This window comes from Dactylosporangium fulvum (assembly GCF_025137375.1).
Taxonomy (GTDB): Bacteria; Actinomycetota; Actinomycetes; order Mycobacteriales; family Micromonosporaceae; genus Dactylosporangium; species Dactylosporangium fulvum.
Map to the genome: position 1 here is coordinate 2848439 of NZ_CP073720.1, position 16520 is coordinate 2864958.

15 protein-coding genes are annotated in these 16520 nt (G+C 72.4%); 11 read left to right on the plus strand and 4 right to left on the minus strand.

The genetic code is table 11. From position 1 onward, the window contains the following. Positions 1-7: 7 nt before the first annotated feature. A complete protein-coding gene (locus Dfulv_RS13220) occupies positions 8-1012 on the minus strand; it encodes an ABC transporter permease (RefSeq protein WP_259863197.1) in 1005 nt (334 codons plus the stop codon). A gap of 229 nt (positions 1013-1241) precedes the next feature. After that, positions 1242-3041: a transposase gene (locus Dfulv_RS48785; RefSeq protein ID WP_406567966.1), complete on the minus strand. Its 1800-nt coding sequence runs from the start codon at positions 3039-3041 to the stop codon at positions 1242-1244. Positions 3042-3299: 258 nt separating this feature from the next. On the opposite strand from Dfulv_RS48785, the gene Dfulv_RS13235 reads away from it, so the two are divergent. The 5 genes from Dfulv_RS13235 (at position 3300) to Dfulv_RS13255 (ending at position 7594) form a co-directional block, all read left to right on the plus strand. Beyond that, entirely contained in the window at positions 3300-4154 is an 855-nt protein-coding gene (locus tag Dfulv_RS13235; RefSeq protein WP_259863198.1) for an ABC transporter ATP-binding protein, read from the plus strand. Continuing rightward, on the plus strand, positions 4151-4948 hold the full coding sequence (locus Dfulv_RS13240) for an ABC transporter permease (protein WP_259863200.1): 798 nt from the start codon (positions 4151-4153) through the stop codon (positions 4946-4948). Before Dfulv_RS13235 ends, Dfulv_RS13240 begins: the two co-directional genes overlap by 4 nt. Continuing rightward, positions 4906-6120, plus strand: coding sequence for a sensor histidine kinase (locus Dfulv_RS13245; protein WP_259863202.1), 1215 nt, complete (start codon positions 4906-4908; stop codon positions 6118-6120). Before Dfulv_RS13240 ends, Dfulv_RS13245 begins: the two co-directional genes overlap by 43 nt. A 64-nt stretch (positions 6121-6184) precedes the next feature. Continuing rightward, positions 6185-6802, plus strand: coding sequence for a response regulator (locus Dfulv_RS13250; RefSeq protein ID WP_259863203.1), 618 nt, complete (start codon positions 6185-6187; stop codon positions 6800-6802). Positions 6803-7051: 249 nt separating this feature from the next. Beyond that, complete coding sequence (locus tag Dfulv_RS13255) at positions 7052-7594, plus strand: hypothetical protein (protein ID WP_259863205.1); 543 nt, start codon at positions 7052-7054, stop codon at positions 7592-7594. Here the strand turns inward: Dfulv_RS13255 and Dfulv_RS13260 are convergent. Continuing rightward, positions 7518-8306 (minus strand): Mut7-C ubiquitin/RNAse domain-containing protein, encoded by a 789-nt coding sequence (locus tag Dfulv_RS13260; protein WP_259863207.1) that lies wholly within the window; start codon positions 8304-8306, stop codon positions 7518-7520. The two genes, Dfulv_RS13255 and Dfulv_RS13260, sit on opposite strands and share 77 nt — an antisense overlap. A 93-nt stretch (positions 8307-8399) precedes the next feature. On the opposite strand from Dfulv_RS13260, the gene Dfulv_RS13265 reads away from it, so the two are divergent. Next, positions 8400-8924 carry a 2'-5' RNA ligase family protein gene (locus Dfulv_RS13265; RefSeq protein WP_259863209.1) on the plus strand — a complete coding sequence of 175 codons (525 nt, stop codon included), beginning with the start codon at positions 8400-8402 and terminating at the stop codon, positions 8922-8924. A 28-nt stretch (positions 8925-8952) separates the two neighbouring features. Then, a complete protein-coding gene (locus Dfulv_RS13270; RefSeq protein WP_259863211.1) occupies positions 8953-9378 on the plus strand; it encodes an archease in 426 nt (141 codons plus the stop codon). A 17-nt stretch (positions 9379-9395) separates the two neighbouring features. Here Dfulv_RS13270 and Dfulv_RS13275 read toward each other — a convergent pair whose 3' ends face one another. Then, positions 9396-10817: an RtcB family protein gene (locus tag Dfulv_RS13275; RefSeq protein ID WP_259867653.1), complete on the minus strand. Its 1422-nt coding sequence runs from the start codon at positions 10815-10817 to the stop codon at positions 9396-9398. Between the two features lie 333 nt (positions 10818-11150). Here Dfulv_RS13275 and Dfulv_RS13280 point away from each other — a divergent pair, with 333 nt between their 5' ends. The 4 genes from Dfulv_RS13280 to Dfulv_RS13295 are packed head-to-tail and all read left to right on the plus strand — an operon-like array spanning position 11151 to position 16487. Further along, positions 11151-12623, plus strand: a complete 1473-nt coding sequence (locus tag Dfulv_RS13280) for a hypothetical protein (RefSeq protein WP_259863212.1) — start codon at positions 11151-11153, stop codon at positions 12621-12623. Beyond that, positions 12620-14836, plus strand: a complete 2217-nt coding sequence (locus tag Dfulv_RS13285) for a hypothetical protein (RefSeq protein WP_259863213.1) — start codon at positions 12620-12622, stop codon at positions 14834-14836. Before Dfulv_RS13280 ends, Dfulv_RS13285 begins: the two co-directional genes overlap by 4 nt. After that, positions 14833-15213 (plus strand): hypothetical protein, encoded by a 381-nt coding sequence (locus Dfulv_RS13290; protein WP_259863214.1) that lies wholly within the window; start codon positions 14833-14835, stop codon positions 15211-15213. The genes Dfulv_RS13285 and Dfulv_RS13290 overlap by 4 nt, the downstream gene beginning before the upstream one ends. Then, positions 15210-16487, plus strand: a complete 1278-nt coding sequence (locus Dfulv_RS13295) for a CHAT domain-containing protein (RefSeq protein ID WP_259863215.1) — start codon at positions 15210-15212, stop codon at positions 16485-16487. Before Dfulv_RS13290 ends, Dfulv_RS13295 begins: the two co-directional genes overlap by 4 nt. Positions 16488-16520 lie beyond the last annotated feature (33 nt).

Here is a 16520-nt window from a genome sequence, read left to right on the forward strand (position 1 = left end):
GTGCGCCCTACCGTGACGACTTCGGGTCCAGCGCGTCGCGCAGCGCGTCGCCGAACAGGTTGAACGCGAGCACGAGCACGAAGATCGTGACGCCGGGGAACAGCACGTACGCCGGATCGGTCTGCAGGTAGTTGAGGCTGCGGAAGATCATGCGGCCGAAGTCGGGGGTCGGCTCCAGCATGCCGATGCCGAGGAAGGACAGCGCGGCCTCGCTGGTGATGTACGCCGGGATGGACAGCGAGAACGCGACGATGATCGGCGCCCACAGGTTGGGCAGCAGCTCCCGGAACAGGATGCGCGCCGTCCTGGCGCCGCTGGCCCGGGCGGCCTCGACGAACTCGCGCTCGCGCAGCGACAGCACCTGGCCGCGCACGAGCCGGGCGGTGGCGGTCCAGCCGAACGCGGCGAACAGCCCGATCAGCACGATGACCCGGAACCAGCCCGGAACCGCCTCACGGGGACCGTAGAACGCCAGCTCGAGCGGGCGGATGACGGCCAGCGTGAAGATGAGGAAGGGCAGTGCGAGGGCGATGTCGGTGATCCAGTTGATGATCGAGTCGACCCAGCCGCCGACGTAGCCGGCGACGATGCCGGTCAGCACGCCGAGCACCGTGGTGATCAGCGCCGCGGCGAACGCGATGCCGAGTGAGGTGCGCATCCCGTAGACCATCTGGATGAACACGTCGCGCCCCAGGCCCGGCTCGATGCCGAACCAGTGCTCGCCCGAGATGCCGCCGGCGATGCCGTAGGGCATGCCGAAGCGGTCGAGGTCGTCCTTGAACGAGTCCTGCGGGCCGATGCCGTAGGCGAGCTCGATCAGCGGCGCGGCGAGCGCCACCACGATGAGCAGCACCGATACGACGCCGCTGACCAGGGCGGTGCGGTCGCGCCGGAGCCGTGCCCAGATGACCTGCCCGGGTGAGCGGGCGGCGACGGCACCGGCGTGCCCGCCGGTCGGTGGCGGCTCGCCCCCGCTGACTGACGTGCCGACATCGAACGGCACCGCGCTCATCGCGCCCACCTCCCCGGCTCAGCGATCGACCTTGACGAGTGAAGACAATCGTCTACGTCCAGCCTTGGAGTGAAGGTAATCTACCAACGGCCGAGAGTCAGCGGTTGGTTGTAACGACTCTGCAAAGGATTCGGACATTCTCCTGCGACTCGGTCGCGGGACGGCACCGACGCCGAAATCCGGGCCGTCCCCATGGACGGCCCGGATCGGCAGCGACCGGGTCGGGCGGCTACGGCACCGCCGTACGCGCAGGCAGGGAGCCGAGGGACCGCTTCGGCCGGTCGGCGCCGTGCGCGCCCGGCAGTTCGGCGAGCAGGATCTGGTGGAGCCGCGGCCACACCCCGGCGGCGTGCCACTCGCCGAGCCGCCGCCGGCAGGTCATCCCCGACCCGAAGCCCAGCTGGTGCGGCAGGAGCTCCCACGGGATGCGGGTGTAGAGGACAAACAGGACCCCGCACAGGACCAGCCGGTCCGGAATCCGGTCGTGGGCGGGGTGCCGTCCCGAGCGCTCCACCTCCGCCAGCAGCGGCTCGATGCGCTGCCACAACGCGTCCGAGACGATCCACGGCGGCTGCTGGCCCCGCCGCACCCAGCGGCGCGTGTGATGGAGGCGGCCGGGCCGCCGGGCCGGGCGGCGTTCCCGGCGCGGCCGTGCCGGCACCACCTGCTTCGCCGTGGCGGGCACGGGCAGCGCGTCCGGACCGGCGGGTGCCGGCGGCTCCGGCGTGGCGACGGCCGGTTCCGCCGCGGGGGCGTCGGCCGCCATCCGTTTCCCCCCTTCGGCCGCCGCCCGGCGGGCGCGGGTGGCCAGCGCGACGATGACGGCCTCCAGCGGACCGCGGCCCACGGTGAACCGCACGGCGAGCGCGATCAGCACCACGACGACGATCTGCACGAGCCAGCCGTCCGTCGCGCTGTACGTGTCGAAGTCGGAGTTGATGAACATGACGTGCACGGTGTAGAAGGTCAGCGTCATACTGCCGGCCGCCGCCAGCGGCACCAGCAGGGCCATGGTCAGGTGGCGCAGGACCGGCACGGTGACGCGGCCGACGAGCAGCATGAGCCCGAGCACGGCGACAGCGATCCCGGAGGTGCTCAGGATGTCGAACGGCGTGCTCGTGTGCGGAGCGTCGATCGCCAGCCACCACCACGTCGACGAGGGCGTGTAGCCGTTGCCGCCGAACGTGAGCAACTCGGTGGTCTGGGCCGCGGTGAGCCCGCTGCGCGGCTGCGCGGCCCAGATGTGCGCCAGACCGCCGAAGCGGTGCAGCAGCAGCCACGAGGCCGTCGTCGCGGCGACGGCGAGCACCGTCCCGCCGGCGAAGAGCACCGTCGCCACCTTCGCCCGCGTCAGGTCCAGCCGCCCGATGACGATGCCGGCGCACATGTACGCCAGCCAGACCGGCGACGGGTAGAACCCGGTGAGGGACAGCTCGGTGAGCATCCCGACCGGATCCTCGGCCAGGCGGGCGAACGTCGGGTTCGCCAGACTCGGCTCCGGCAGGTGCGGCAGCAGGAGGTGGTTGGCGGCGGGTCCGGCGAGGGCCAGGACCACGCCGATCACCGCCACCGCCCAGGTGCGTAGGAAGACCAGCGGGATCGCGAGCAGGAACACCACCGCGAGGTACGGCAGGATCACCGAGTCCAGCACGGTGTCGATGCCGCTCAGGTACATCCCGACGGCGCCGATCGCCAGGGCGCGCACGGCGAGCATCGCCACCGTGGCCCGGGCGTCGGCGCGGCGGACCGGGCGGCGGCCGGTCGCGAACGTGACGCCGACCCCGGCGAGCAGCGCGAACGCCGCCGCGGCCTTGCCGCTGAAGGCCAGCTCCGACCACGTCGGATTGCCGGCCGCGTCGGCCTCGTACAACGCGTGCAGGGAGATCATGCCGAGCAGCGACACACCCCGGGCGGCGTCGACCCCGACGAGCCGGGCCCGTTTCCGGGACGGCTTCGCCGGTGGTGGTGGCGGGGTGTCGACCTGACTCGGCACGGCGGGCTTCGGCGCTGTGGACGGTGCGGTGTTCACCGGAGACGTACTCCTTGACGGGATCGCGACACGGAACTGACGGCGGGGCCGTGTCGTCGGCCCCCATGCTGGCAGCTGGGCAACCCCGGGCGGGGCGAACGGCGGGGACTTCTCACCACGAAATCACCTGCCGGTTGGGCGGCCTACCTCGGCAGGTCAGAGGGCCTCACTCCCGGTCTCATCCACCGATCGGTGGACACCGGCCGTCCGTGAGCCGGTCGTCCCGCGGGTGGTGCCGTCCGGCGCACGATCGGGGCCATGACAGAGACCAGCGTGGTGTCGGTCCGCGGACTGCGGAAGCGGTACGGCCGGTTCGAGGCGGTGGCCGGCGTCGATCTGGACGTCGGCCGGGGTGAGGTCGTGGCGCTGCTGGGTCCCAACGGTGCCGGCAAGACCACCACCGTGGAGATCCTGGAAGGCCACCGGTCGCGTGACGCCGGTGAGGTACGGGTGCTCGGCGCCGACCCCCGGCACGCCGGCATCGCCTGGCGGCGGCGGATCGGGATCGTGACCCAGCAGGCCGGCGACCTCGGCCGGTTGACGGTCGCCGAGGCGGTCCGGCACTTCGCCCGCTACTTCCCGGACGCCCGGCGGCCCGGCGAGGTGATCGAGCTCGTCGGGCTGCAGGACAGCGCCCGCACCCGGATCCGCCGGCTCTCCGGCGGCCAGCGCCGGCGGCTCGACGTGGCGATCGGCGTCGTCGGCCGGCCGGAGCTGCTGTTCCTCGACGAGCCGACGACCGGCTTCGACCCGGAGGCGCGCCGCGCGTTCTGGGACCTCATCCGCGGGCTCACGGCGGCCGACGGGACCGCCGTGCTGCTCACCACGCACTACCTCCAGGAGGCGGAAGCGCTGGCCGGCCGCGTGGTGGTGCTCGCCGGCGGCCGGGTCGTCGCGGCCGGTGAGCCGGCCACGCTCGGCGGCCGGGCCTCCGCGCAGGCCACGGTGGCATGGCTCGACGACGGCAGGCCACGCGAGCGGCGCACCGACGACCCGGCGGCGGTGGTGGCCGAGCTGACCGCGCGCCACGGGGGCGCGGTGCCCGGACTGGTCGTGACCCGGCCCAGCCTCGAGGACGTCTACCTGGACCTGATCGGAGGGAACCGTTCATGACCGTGCTGTCGCTCGGCCTCGCCCGCGGCGTGGTCGAGCTCAAGGCCTTCTTCCGCGAACGCGACGCGGTGGTGTTCACCTTCGCGTTGCCGGTCGTGCTGCTCGCCCTGCTGGGATCGCTGATCTCCGGCGTCTACGACGGCACGGCGGTGACGTCGGCGCAGTACCTCGCGCCCAGCATGATCGCCGCCGGGATCGCCGCCACCTGCTTCGCGGGCGTCGGCACCGGGGTGGCCGCCGACCTCGACGACGGCACGGTGAAACGCCTGCGCGGCATGCCGCTGCCGGGCTCGGCGTACCTGCTCGGCAAGGTCGTCCTGCTGCTGGTCCTCGGGCTGGCCGAGGTGGCACTGCTGCTCGCGGTCGGCGTGGTCATGTTCGACCTGTCGCTGCCCGCCGACGCGGCACGGTGGGCCACGTTCGGCTGGGTGTTCCTGCTCGGTGGCACAGGATGCGCCTTTCTGGGCATCGCGATCGGGACGCTCGCCGGTTCCGAGCGCGCGGCCGGTGCGGTACTGAACCTGCCGTACCTCGTGCTGGCCTTCGTCTCGGGCATCTTCTTCACGCCGATCAAGGCACTGCCCGAGCCGCTCGTCGCGGTAGGGTCGGTGTTCCCGCTGAAGTGGATGGCACAGGGGTTCCGGTCGGTGTTCCTGCCCGACGGCATCCTGAGCCAGGAGGTCGTACCGTCGTGGGAACATGGCCGCACAGCACTCGTCCTGTCGGCCTGGTGCGTGGGAGGTCTGCTGCTGTGCCTGGGGACGTCACGGTGGCGGCGGCGCCGGGACGGGTGAGCCCGGACGCCTGGGCCGCCCGATGGCCGCTGTGGGACAGTTACTTCGCGCTGGTCGGCGCCGGCACGGCGGCGCTCGTCGTCGCCGGGAGTTCCGTGCCGGCCGGTGCGGCGGCACTCTCGCTGATGGCGGCCCTCGCCGGCTGGTACGTCGTCTTCGGCCGGCGGCTCATGCGCGACGAGATCGAGGACCGGCGCGGATACGTCTACCTCGCCGTGGTGCTGCTGCTGTACGTGCCGGCCGTCGCGGCCGCCGGTGAGGTGACGTTCGCGCTGTTCGCGCTCTGCCCGCAGGCCTACATGGTGATGGCGACCGTGCCGGCGACCGGGTTCGTGATCGCGTTCAACGCGACCCACCTGGTGCTGCACGCGGCCCGCACCGGCGACGTGGCGGGAACGCTGACGGGGCCGGGGCCGGTGGCGCTGATGGTCGTCGTCGTGTCGGTCGTGTTCGGCACCTGGGCCCGGCACGTGTCCGCGCAGAACGAGGAACGCGCCCGGCTCATCGCGCAGCTCGACGCGTCCCGCGCCGATGTCGCCCGGCTGTCCCACGAGGCCGGCGTGGCCGCCGAACGGCAGCGGCTCGCCGGCGACCTGCACGACACCGTGGCGCAGGGGCTGTCCAGCCTGGTCCTGCTGTTGCAGGCGACCCGGGCCGACCTGCGCCGCGACCCGGACCTCGCCGACCGGCACCTGGAGCTGGCCGTAAGGACCGCGCGTGAGCACCTGTCGGAGACACGGGCGCTGGTCGCCGCGCTGACCCCGGCCGACCTGGCCGCCTCACCGCTGCCCGCCGCGGTGCAACGGCTCGCCCACCGGGCCGGTCCCGCGGTGACCTTCGAGACGACCGGCACCGCGATGCCGCTGCCGACCGCCGACGAGGTCGTCCTACTGCGTGCCGCCCAGGAGGCCCTGGGCAACGCGATCCGGCACGCCGGTGCGGTGTCGATCGGGGTGACGCTGGCCTACCGCGCGGACACCGCCGTGCTCGAGGTGCGCGACGACGGTGCCGGGTTCGTCCCGGACGCCCCGACCGGCGGGTACGGGCTGAGCAGCATGCGCGCCCGCGTGGCACAGGCCGGCGGGGCGCTGACCGTCGAGTCGGCGCCCGGCGGCGGCACGACGATCCGGGTCGCGTTGCCCGTACGGTCGCGGGACGAGGAGGCAGCATGACCGCCGGAGCGCAGCGGAGGCGGGCATGCTGCTGGTCTGTCTCGGGTTTTCAAGGTAGAGCAGCGTGATCTCGGTGCTGCTGATCGACGACCATCCGGTCGTCCGCGCCGGCGTCCGCGGCATGCTCGGCGGCGTGCCGGACGTGACCGTGCTCGGCGAGGCCGCCTCCGGCGCCGACGGGGTGGCCGCCGCGACCGCCCTGCGCCCCGACGTCGTGCTGATGGACCTGCGCATGCCGGGCATGGACGGCGTGACGGCCACCGCGGCGATCCTCGCCGCCGTCCCGGACACGCGGGTCGTCGTGCTGACGACGTACGAGACCGACGCCGACATCCTGCGCGCGGTCGAGGCCGGCGCCTCCGGGTACCTGCTCAAGGACGCCACGCCGGAGGAACTGCTGCACGCCGTGCGGGCCGCGGCGCGCGGCGAGACGGTCCTCGCCCCGTCGGTCGCGGCGCGGCTGCTGGACCGGGTCCGCGGCCCGCAGCGCCCGGCGCTGACCCCGCGCGAGGTGCAGGTCCTGCGGCTGGTCGGCCGCGGCCTGTCCAACGCCGAGATCGGCGTGGAACTGCACATCACCGAGGCGACCGTGAAGACCCACCTGCTGCGCGTCTTCGCCAAGCTCGACGTGACCGACCGTACCGCCGCTGTCACCACCGCGATGGCCGACGGCCTGCTGTGAGCCGGACGGCCCTCACGTCCGGGACGGCGCTCGACGGCTCACCCGCCGGCCCGCCGGACTCACCCCGGCCGCCTCACCCCGGCCGCGGGCGGATGGTGGTTCTTGCGTCTCCCACGGGGTGACGTCCGCGCGCTCGTGTCGAATCGGCCGCGGGAAATGCCACATTGGGCAGCGAGCGCGCTGTGCCACCCCAGGTGTGGGGCGCTATTCGGAGCCTGCATCGTGTGGAGATGGCCATCGGTGAATGACGTGCGGTCGAATGTTCTCGATACGGCCCGCCAGGGGCGGCACGCAGCGCGGCGGCGCGGAGTGCGGCGGCGCTCGGACTGGCTGAGCCGGACCGTCGCGTGTGCGGCGTGCCTCAGCGTGGCCGGCCTCGCCTTCCTGGCGCACGCCGCGGAGATGCCGGCCTCGTACGACCGCTCGGCGAGCAACCGCCGGTCGGCGCCGGCCTCCCCTTCGCCGTCGCGGGAAGCCGGGCCGGCGGACGACCAGCAGACGGCAGTGGGCAACCGCAGGGCCGGCTTCCCGGAGCTGCACGGGCTGAAGTGCGGCCAGGCCGTCGAACGCCTGCGGCTGCTGGGCTTCACCCTGGTGGTCCTGGTGTCGGTGGACGCGAAGCTGGTCGACGTCGCCCCGCCGAACAGCTGGTCCGTCACCGCCGACGCGGCCGCGCCGTACAAGGCGGGCGACAGCGTGGCCCTCGACGCCGTGATCAGCGTGCAGTGCCAGTGGGACGGTGCGGGCACGCAGTCGCGTCCCGGGCAGCCCCGTTCGGCGCAGACGTCGTGAGGCCGGCGCCGGGGGTCGCCGCGGCGACGACGGCCTCCAGCCGGTCGGCGTGCGCGCCGCGCCAGTAGACGCGTCCGCACGTCCGGCAGCGGGCGAACGTCGAGTACGAACGGCGGGTGCCCGGCTCGAGCAGGTGCTCCACCTCCTGTTTCGCGACCGGTTCGACGCCGCCGTTGCAGGCGGGGCACCGTGACCACGGCGTCAGCGGGGGATCGAAGCGGCTCAGGACGTCCCGCAGCTGGTCGTCGGCGCGCGCGCCGTGCACGTACGCACCGGCGGTCAACGCCCGCCGCCGCAGCAGGCCGCGGTCCTGGGTGAGCACGACGCGCCGCTCCGCCACCGCCTGCGCGACCAGTTCGGCGTCCTCGGCGTCGTTGCGGTAGGCCACGTCGAGGCCGAGCAGGCGCATCCGGCGGGCCAGCGCGCCGAGGTGCACGTCGAGCACGAACCGCGGCTCGGCGATCCGCTGGGGCCGGCCGACCGGGCGGACGTCGACCACGTCGTCCGTGCCCGGGCGGGCTTCCGGCCCGACCGGCCGCCCGTTGACGAGGAACTCGCCGATCTCGGTGCGGGGCACGCCCAGCGACTCGACGAGGTGCCGCACGGTGGACACGCCGTCGACGGGAACCCGCACGTCACCGTGGCGGTGCCGGACGGGCAGCAGGAAGCGCAAGGGCTCGGCCACCCGGACCCGCAGGGTCGACCGCTGCATCCGTCCATCGTAGGTGCCACCCGGGTCGGGGGGCACCGTGCGGTGTCGCCGTGATCAAGACCGCCGCGCCGCCGGCGGAGCTACTGTCGAGCGGTGGCCCTGGCCGTCTGCCTGCTCTTCGACAGCCGGACCGAGCGCGCCCTGACGAGCCTCTGGGACCGGCTCGAGGAACAGGGCGTTGCGACACTTCGCTCGCACACCCACGGGTCGCACCACCCGCACCTGTCGTATGTCGTCCTGCTGCGGTGGGACCTCGCCGCCGTCCGTGACACCGTGGTGGCGCTGCCGGACCGGGGTGGCTGCGAGGTCACGTTCGACGCGCTCGGCGCCTTCCGCCGGGGCCGGATCTGCCTCGTCCCCGCCGTGCCGGCCGACCTCGTCGCCCGACAGCAGGGCGTCGTCGAGGCGGTCCGCGCCACCGGCGCGCTGGTGCACACCCACTACGAGATCGGTGCCTGGCTGCCGCACTGCTCGGTCGCCACGCGCGCCCGGTCCGAGCAACTGCCGGTCGTGGCCACCACCGTCTTCGGCATGCTGCCGCTCACCGCCCGGATCACCCGCGCCGCGCTCATCGACAGCGGGACGGGGGAGCTGTGGCCGTTGCCGAACGTGCCGTGATCCGTCGGTGGCAGGCTTGGAGACGGTGATGGGCGAACGACCGGAGTCGGGGCACCGGACGGTGCCGCACACCGCGGACGTGCGGTTCGAGGCGTGGGCGCCGTCGCGGGAGCGCTGTGTCGCCGAGGCGGTCGCGGCGATGGTGGACAGCTTCGCCGAGGTGCCGGCCGGGGTGGCGACCACGGTCGTGCGGTTCCGGACCGGGCCGGGCGCCGATCCCGACCTGCTGGTCGCGGTGCTCGACGAGGTCATCTTCCTGATCGACACCACCGGCCGGCTCCCGGTCTCGGCACGGGTGGCGTCCGGCGACGGCGGTCTCGACGTGGAGCTGGCGACGGCCGACGCCGGCCTGGTGGAACCGGTGGGTGCCGTGCCGAAGGCGGTCTCGCTGCACGAACTGCGGTTCGGCCGGGAGGGTGCCGGCTGGGCGTGCTCGGTGACCATCGACGTGTGACGGCGGGCAAGCGGGCGCTACCCCTTGACCACGCCGATCGGCACCAGCCGCGCGACCCGCGCGCACAGCCCGGCACCCTGCGCCGCGTCCACGACGGTGTCGATGTCCTTGTACGCCTCCGGGGTCTCCTCGGCCAGGCCGCGCCACGACGCACCGCGCACCGCGATGCCGCCGGCCTCCAGGCGCCGGCGGAGCTCCTGGCCGCGCACCACCTTGGCCGCCTGGTGGCGGCTGAGCGCACGGCCGGCGCCGTGGCACGTCGACGCGAACGCCGGCCCGCCCGGCCGGCCGGTGAGCACGTAGGACGCGGTGCCCATGGTGCCCGGGATGAGCACCGGCTGCCCGGCGTCGTGCAGGTCCGCCGGCAGGTCCGGGTGGCCCGGCGGCAACGCCCGGGTGGCGCCCTTGCGGTGCACGCACAACTGCCGCGCCGCCCCGGCCACCTCGTGCGTCTCGAGCTTGGCGAGGTTGTGCGAGATGTCGTACACCAGCGCCAGCTCCCGCCCGGTGATCCGGTCGAACACGTGCCGGGCCGCCTCGGCGAGCAGCTGCCGGTTGGCGCGGGCGTAGTTGGCCGCCGCGGCCATCGCCCCGAGGTACGCCCGGCCCTCCGGCGACGTGACCGGCACGCACGCCAGCTGCCGGTCCGGCACCGTGATGCCGAACCTGCCGGCGGTGCGCTCCATGACCCGCACGTAGTCGGTGCAGATCTGGTGACCGAGCCCGCGCGACCCGCAGTGGATCATCACGCACACCTGGCCGGCGCGCAGCCCGAACGCACCGGCCACCCGCTCGTCGTACACCCGGTCGACGGCCTGGATCTCCAGGAAGTGGTTGCCCGACCCGAGGCTGCCCACCTGGCCCAGGCCGCGCTGCACCGCCCGCTCGCCGACCTGCCCGGGGTCGGCGCCCGCCATCGCGCCGGTGTCCTCGCAGCGTTCGAGATCCCGCGGTACCCCGTGATGCTGCTGTACGGCGTACCGGGCGCCCTCCGCCAGGACCTCCCGCAGTTGCCGGGCGTCGTGCAGCGTCCACACCGCGCGGTGGCTCATGCCGCGGGGGATCGCCGCGTCGAGCCCGTCCATCAACCCTCGTACCGCCGGCTCGGTGAGCTCCTGCCGGTCGAGGTCGGCGGCGAGCAGCCGGACACCGCAGGAGATGTCGAACCCGACCCCGCCGGGGGAGACCACCCCGCCGGCGTCGACGTCGGTGGCGGCGACCCCGCCGATCGGAAACCCGTACCCCCAGTGCATGTCCGGCATGGCGTACGACGCGTCCACCACCCCGGGCAGCGTCGCGACGTTGGCCACCTGCTCGAGGGACTTGTCGGCGGCAGGGTCGGGCAGGAGTGCCCGCGACGCGAACACCACGCCCGGCACCCGCATCCCGCCGTACGGATCGATGCGGAACCGGTAGTCGGACTCCTGCACCAGCCTCACGCTCATCTCGCCTACCCGCCGCCGGCGGCCGATAATCCTGCACCGGTAGTGCCGAAAGATCGGTGCCGGGAGCCGTCGAGCGTCCACCCACCTGCGACGAGAACGTCAGGCCCGGCGGCATCGCGCAGCCCGGCAGCGGTCGACATGGCCTGACCCCGACCAGGCCCACCGGGAGGCTGTCCGTCAGATACCGGGTGGAGGGGATCACCGGACCCGCAGGCGGACCCGGGAGACCCCGGCCGGTTCGGGACGTGATCGCAACGGAGGTTGAAAAACGTGTCCATGCTTGGGCCGCGGCGTGCGCGTGGCGATGACACGCTGTATGCCCGCGCGATGCCAGAAAAGGTCGAGCTCTGCGAGACCTACGCCGTAGAACAAGAGATCTCCCGCAACCCCACCACCGAGCAGATCGGGGACGGCAGCGGCCGGATCGAGATCACCGTCCCGTACGACGGGAGCCGGTTCTTCACGCGGCAGGCTGTGGCCGACGTGGAGCGGGTGCTCGGCCGGCGTGGCGGCGCAGGGGAGCACCGCGCGACGGTCGGACATCTACTGCTCGCCGACCACACGAACACGAACGGGCTGCGCGGAGTCATGCGTCACCACAGCCAGGCCGGCGTCATTCCGGTGAGCGTGCCGGTGGCGAAGCATGACGGCAGCCTTGACCTGAGCGGCGACCGGCAGGCGTGCGTCATCGGCTACGACTACCATCCGGACCACGCGCCGGTGTACCCGTTGCAGCTCGAGGTGTGGCTCGACGACCCGGACAGCCTGACCGACGCGTTCGCAGGCGTGCGGACGCTGATGACCCGCGGTCGCGAGAACCCGTCGTGGCTCATCGAGCGGCTCCGGCAGGAGGCGAGCTTCACCAGCAAGTTGCTGTTCACGTTCAAGGTCAAGGTGTCGCTGCCGGTCAAGGGCGGCTTCCAGCGGAAGATCGAACCCGTCGTCAAGCACATGTCGGTCGAGTGGCCGACCCTGACGTCGATGCAGAGCACGGAGCTGTACGTCGGGCAGCTTCCGTCGGATCCCGAGCCGCGGGTGCGCAAGGCGGCGGTGCGCTACAACCCCGTGCAGAGCCGGCTGGAGTGGACCGACGTCCCCACGTTCGAGGTGCTCGAGGACGGCGCTCCGAAGCGTGGTGAGGCCGGGACGCGGATCTTCCACAGCGTGGTGTGCGTGCTCGCGGTCGGTCACCCCGGCGAGCTGTTCGAGCAGGAGCGGCTCGAGGTCAGCGCGCGCGTGGAGATCCCGAATTACCTGCTCTCCGGCCTCGAGGCACGCTCCTACGACGCGACCGGACGGCCGCAGGTCAGGCAGCCGGAACACGTCACGAAGCTGAACCTCCGCACGATGGTCTACCCGGCCGACATCTTCGCCGGGCGGACGTTCTCGCCGTACCAGCAGTTCGTCTTCGACGACATCATCCCCGACGAGATGCGTATCACCGACATCGTCACCGTGCTGCGCAACTCGAAGTTCACGGTGGAGAACCCGCGGCCGCAGACGCCGCAGGACCCCCTGGCCCCCATGTGGCTGGTGCTGGCCCACCGCAGCCAGGGCCCCGACGATCTGGACCTGCTGGTCGCGGTCGAAGGCAAGCGGGCCATCCTGGACCGCGAGCACATCACGTCCTCCAGCGTGAAGCTCAAAGGCAGCGCCGAGAGCGGCCAGCTCAAGGTGTCGGTGCTCGGCACGCTGCCGCGCGACCACCGCGAGCTCACCCGCGAGATGAACGCGTTCCAGCAGAAGCTGCGCGAACGCTTCCGTTTCCACCAGATGTCGAGGGAGGTCGGTGCCTCATGACCGAGATCCTGGAGCACCGGGCACCGCGTGTGCGCTGCTACGAATGCGGCTCCGAGAGCGTCTTCTCGGTCTGCCACCACTGCCAGCGGCCGATGTGCGAGCAGCACAGCCCGCTCGTCTTCCGGCACGGCGGCGCTCGGGTCCCGGCCCTGGGTGGCGCGATCGACGAGGCAAGGCCGATCAGCAAGGAGCTCGCCGGGTTGCGGCTGGGTGGCCTGCGTGAGGCCGTCTATCACTGCAAGGACCACGAGCACCTGGTCCGCGGCTTCCCGCTGCCCTGGATCGCTGCCGGAGCCGGCAGCTTTGCACTCGGCTTCCTGCTGCTGTTCGCCTCCGTCGCCACCGGCCTGGTGCTGATGCTGATCGGCGCGGCCCTGACGGGGGGCGCGCTGCTCACGCACCGGATGCTGGCCGAGCGCAACACCCGGCCGCCGTTGCCGCTCGTACCGCAGGTGAACGCGGTTGACATGCTCGAACAGCTCACCGGCTACGTCCGGCTGGAGCACGGCGAGTACACAAGCACCGTGGACTCCCTCGACGGCGAGATGAAGGTCAACCTGTCCGCCAACGACGGCCACCTGGTGCTGCGCGCCTACCGCAAGAAGTTCGCCGTGCCGGAGCCCGAGCCGGTGCCGTTCTCCGCCGGATACCTGATGGTGCGCGGCGACGTCGGCCTCGCGTTCCGTGCCGGACAGGTGCCGGTTCTCCCCGGCGGCACCGGCATCGTGCTCGGCGGCGACTCCGCGGACACGCACGAGCTGTTCCCCGACGACCCCGAGCTGCCACAGCGCGAGTCCAACCTCGCCATCGGCTACGAGGTGCAGGACGACCGCAGCCCTCGGGAGATTCCCCTGTGGATCGTCCCGTCGCTGGTACCGTCCTCGGACCGTCGGAGCCTTGAGATCGACCTGCACTGGAACGATCTCGGCGCCGACGGCCAGCGGCTCAGGCTCGCCATGTTCGACCTTGTTGCGCTGGAGGTGCCGGCGAGCTGGGGCAGCGTGGAGAGCTTCGCTCCCAGCCGGGTCGAGATCGGCCAGTCCGCGGGCCGGCGGATCATCCGGTGGAAGCAGCTCAAGCCGGACGTGAAGGGGGCGCAGAGCCTCACGTTGAAGCTGCGCTTCGAGCGGCCCATCACCGAGGTCTCCGAGTCGGCCGGGCCGGCCGCCGGCGACTTCACCGGGCCCGACGACGGCACCCGGACCAGGCTCACGCTCGCCGGGACCCTGGAGGCCACGTTCAACGGCCTGCTGTCCGGGGCGAAAGGCGTCGGTGTGTTCCTGCCGGGTGGCGGAACGGGTCACCCGCCGCCGACGACGACGCGCACGAAGGTGGCCGTCGGCTTCGACGTCAGTCTCCGCTCGATTCGCTACCAGGACGAGCGGGTGGTGCCGGACGAGCACGACGAGGACGACATCAGGCACGGCCGGCACCGGGTCGACGAGTTCCACGGGATCGTCCCGGACCACCGCATCGTCGCGGAGCTGACCAACGCGATCAGCGCGGACGGCTACTACGTCAAGAGCGTCGTGGAGCATCAGCCGTACCGCGACGACGGCCGGCCGGGTGTGGTCAACCGCGTGTGGGACATCTCTGGCCGGCTGTACGTCGGGCTGTTCCCGATGGACTTCGACATCAGCCTGCGCGGCGACGAGATCGCCACGGCCGGCGGGTTCTCCGGCATGACGGTCGCGCAGGTCACCGTCAAGGGTGCGTACGCGAGGGGGACCCTGGTCGACAGGCGGAGCTCCTTCGAGGACACCGGCAGCCCGGCCGACCTCTCGTCGGCGACGATCGAGGCGGACCGGCAGGGTGACGAGCTGCTGCGGAGGATCGAGGACACGTGGACCGGCCTGCACGACCGGGTGACGCAGGTGTTGTCCGCGCGCGCCGGCCGGGCCGGAGGTCCGCGGTCGCTTCCCGGTCCGGCGGAGCACGTTGTGCACGGCGAGGTGATCGAACCGGACGCGTCACGGCTGCCGGACGACGTCGTGACGGTGGATGCGGTCATGGTGCCGGCGCAGCGCGAGGCGGCCGTCGAGAGCGTTCCCCCGCCTCCGTCCAACGGGTTCGCGGGCCGGTTGGCGGAGCTGCGGCGGCAGCGGGAGGCTGCGGACGACGCGGTGATCATGGGCCGGATCTCGGACGGGACCTATGGCCGGATCGTCGCTCGGATCGAGGCGGAACTCAACGAGCTGGGAGCATCGTCATGAACGTCAACTGCGGGATCAACGGCGAGTCCCGGCACGTGAGTCAGATCTTCCTGTGCCACCACTGCGGGATGCCGGTGTGCGAAGAGCACGGCTGGGTGGTCGTGGCCGACGACGCGTTCGCCGACAGTGCGGCGGCACCGTCGGCGCTGCCGGTTGCGCCGGTGCCGCCCGGCCCGACCGCCCATCCCGCCGCGGCGCCGCCGCCGGGGCAGCTTCCGCCGCAGCCGGCGCTGAGGATCGCCGCGACCGTACCGCGGCCGGCGATGCATTGTCGTGACTGCGTGGACCGGTTCCACAAGGGGGCCCCGAAGCGCCACGGCTGGGCCGACCCTCGTCCGCAGGCGGTTGGCCAGCCCGGTCCGGCGGGCAGGCCATGATCGAAGTGTCCGTCGCACCCGGCGACGTCGTGGTCGGCCAGACATCGTCGTTGGCGATCCGGTTCCGCAACCCGGGCCGGGGCCCGTGCTTCAACGTCGTGTTCAAGCTGCGGCTGCCGACCGGTCTCGTGCTCGTGAGAGGCTCCGGCCAGGTGGACATCCCGACCCTTCCCGCTGGGCACACGCACACGCACACGATCTCCGTCGAGGCGCGCCGGCCCGGCCCGTTCGAGCTGACCAGTATCAACTTCTCCTACCGCGACGAGAACGACCTGCCGGTCCGGGTGCCCGACTTCCGCGCCGGCCTGGTGGCGAAGCCGGCGCCGCCACCGGTGCTGATCAGGCAGCCCACCGGCCGCCTGCGCGTCGAGTGCGAAGACGGCGAGCTGGACCTCGGCGCCTGGGACATGCTGCGCATCAGGGTCTCCAACGGCACCGGCGTCCCGCTCGACGACGTCACCGTGGCGGTGGAGGGCCCGTTCGCGACCGACGGCAAACGCTCCAGGATCGCGACCCTCGACGACGGCACGACGGCGAGGTACTCATTCCACGTTAACGCCGGCGAAGGCGGCCAGCACGTGCCGGTCACCGTCCACACCACCTACCGCTATCGCGACCTCGGCGGTGAGATCCGCACCCGCACACAGCAGGACAACGTCAACATCGCCGTTCGCGCGGTCGAACCTCGCCGCGATCCGACGTCCGGCGAGCAGGTCGTGCTGTACCTGGCCGCGAGCCCGCGCGACATGGCACCGTTACGGTCGGACCTGGAGATGCGCAAGGTCAAGGAGAAACTGCAACTCAGCCGGCAGCGCGAGCAGTACCGCATCGAGCTGTGCCCCGCGTCCCGCTTCGACGACATCAGCCAGGCCCTGATCGACTACGAACCGCACGTCGTCCACTTCTCCGGCCACGGCGACGCCGGCGGCAACCTGTGCATCGAGGACGAATACGGCTACCGGGACTCGGTCACCCCGGAGGGCCTGGCCGAACTGTTCGGCCAGCACCGCGCCACGATCCGCTGTGTGGTCGTGAACGCCTGCCACTCGATCCACCTGGCCAAGATCCTGTCCACCCAGATCGACCACGTCGTCGGCATGCGCTACCAGATCGGCGACGAGGCCGCGATCCAGTTCAGCGTCGGCTTCTACCAGGCGCTGTTCGCCGGCTGGTCCGTGCCGGACGCCTTCGCGCGGGGCCGCGCGCACATCCGCTCCCGACCGGCGCTCGAACAGCACCACCTGACCCCACTGCTGTTCCCGCCGGGCCCGTAGCGCCCCATCGACATCCGCTCATTGGCCACCGAA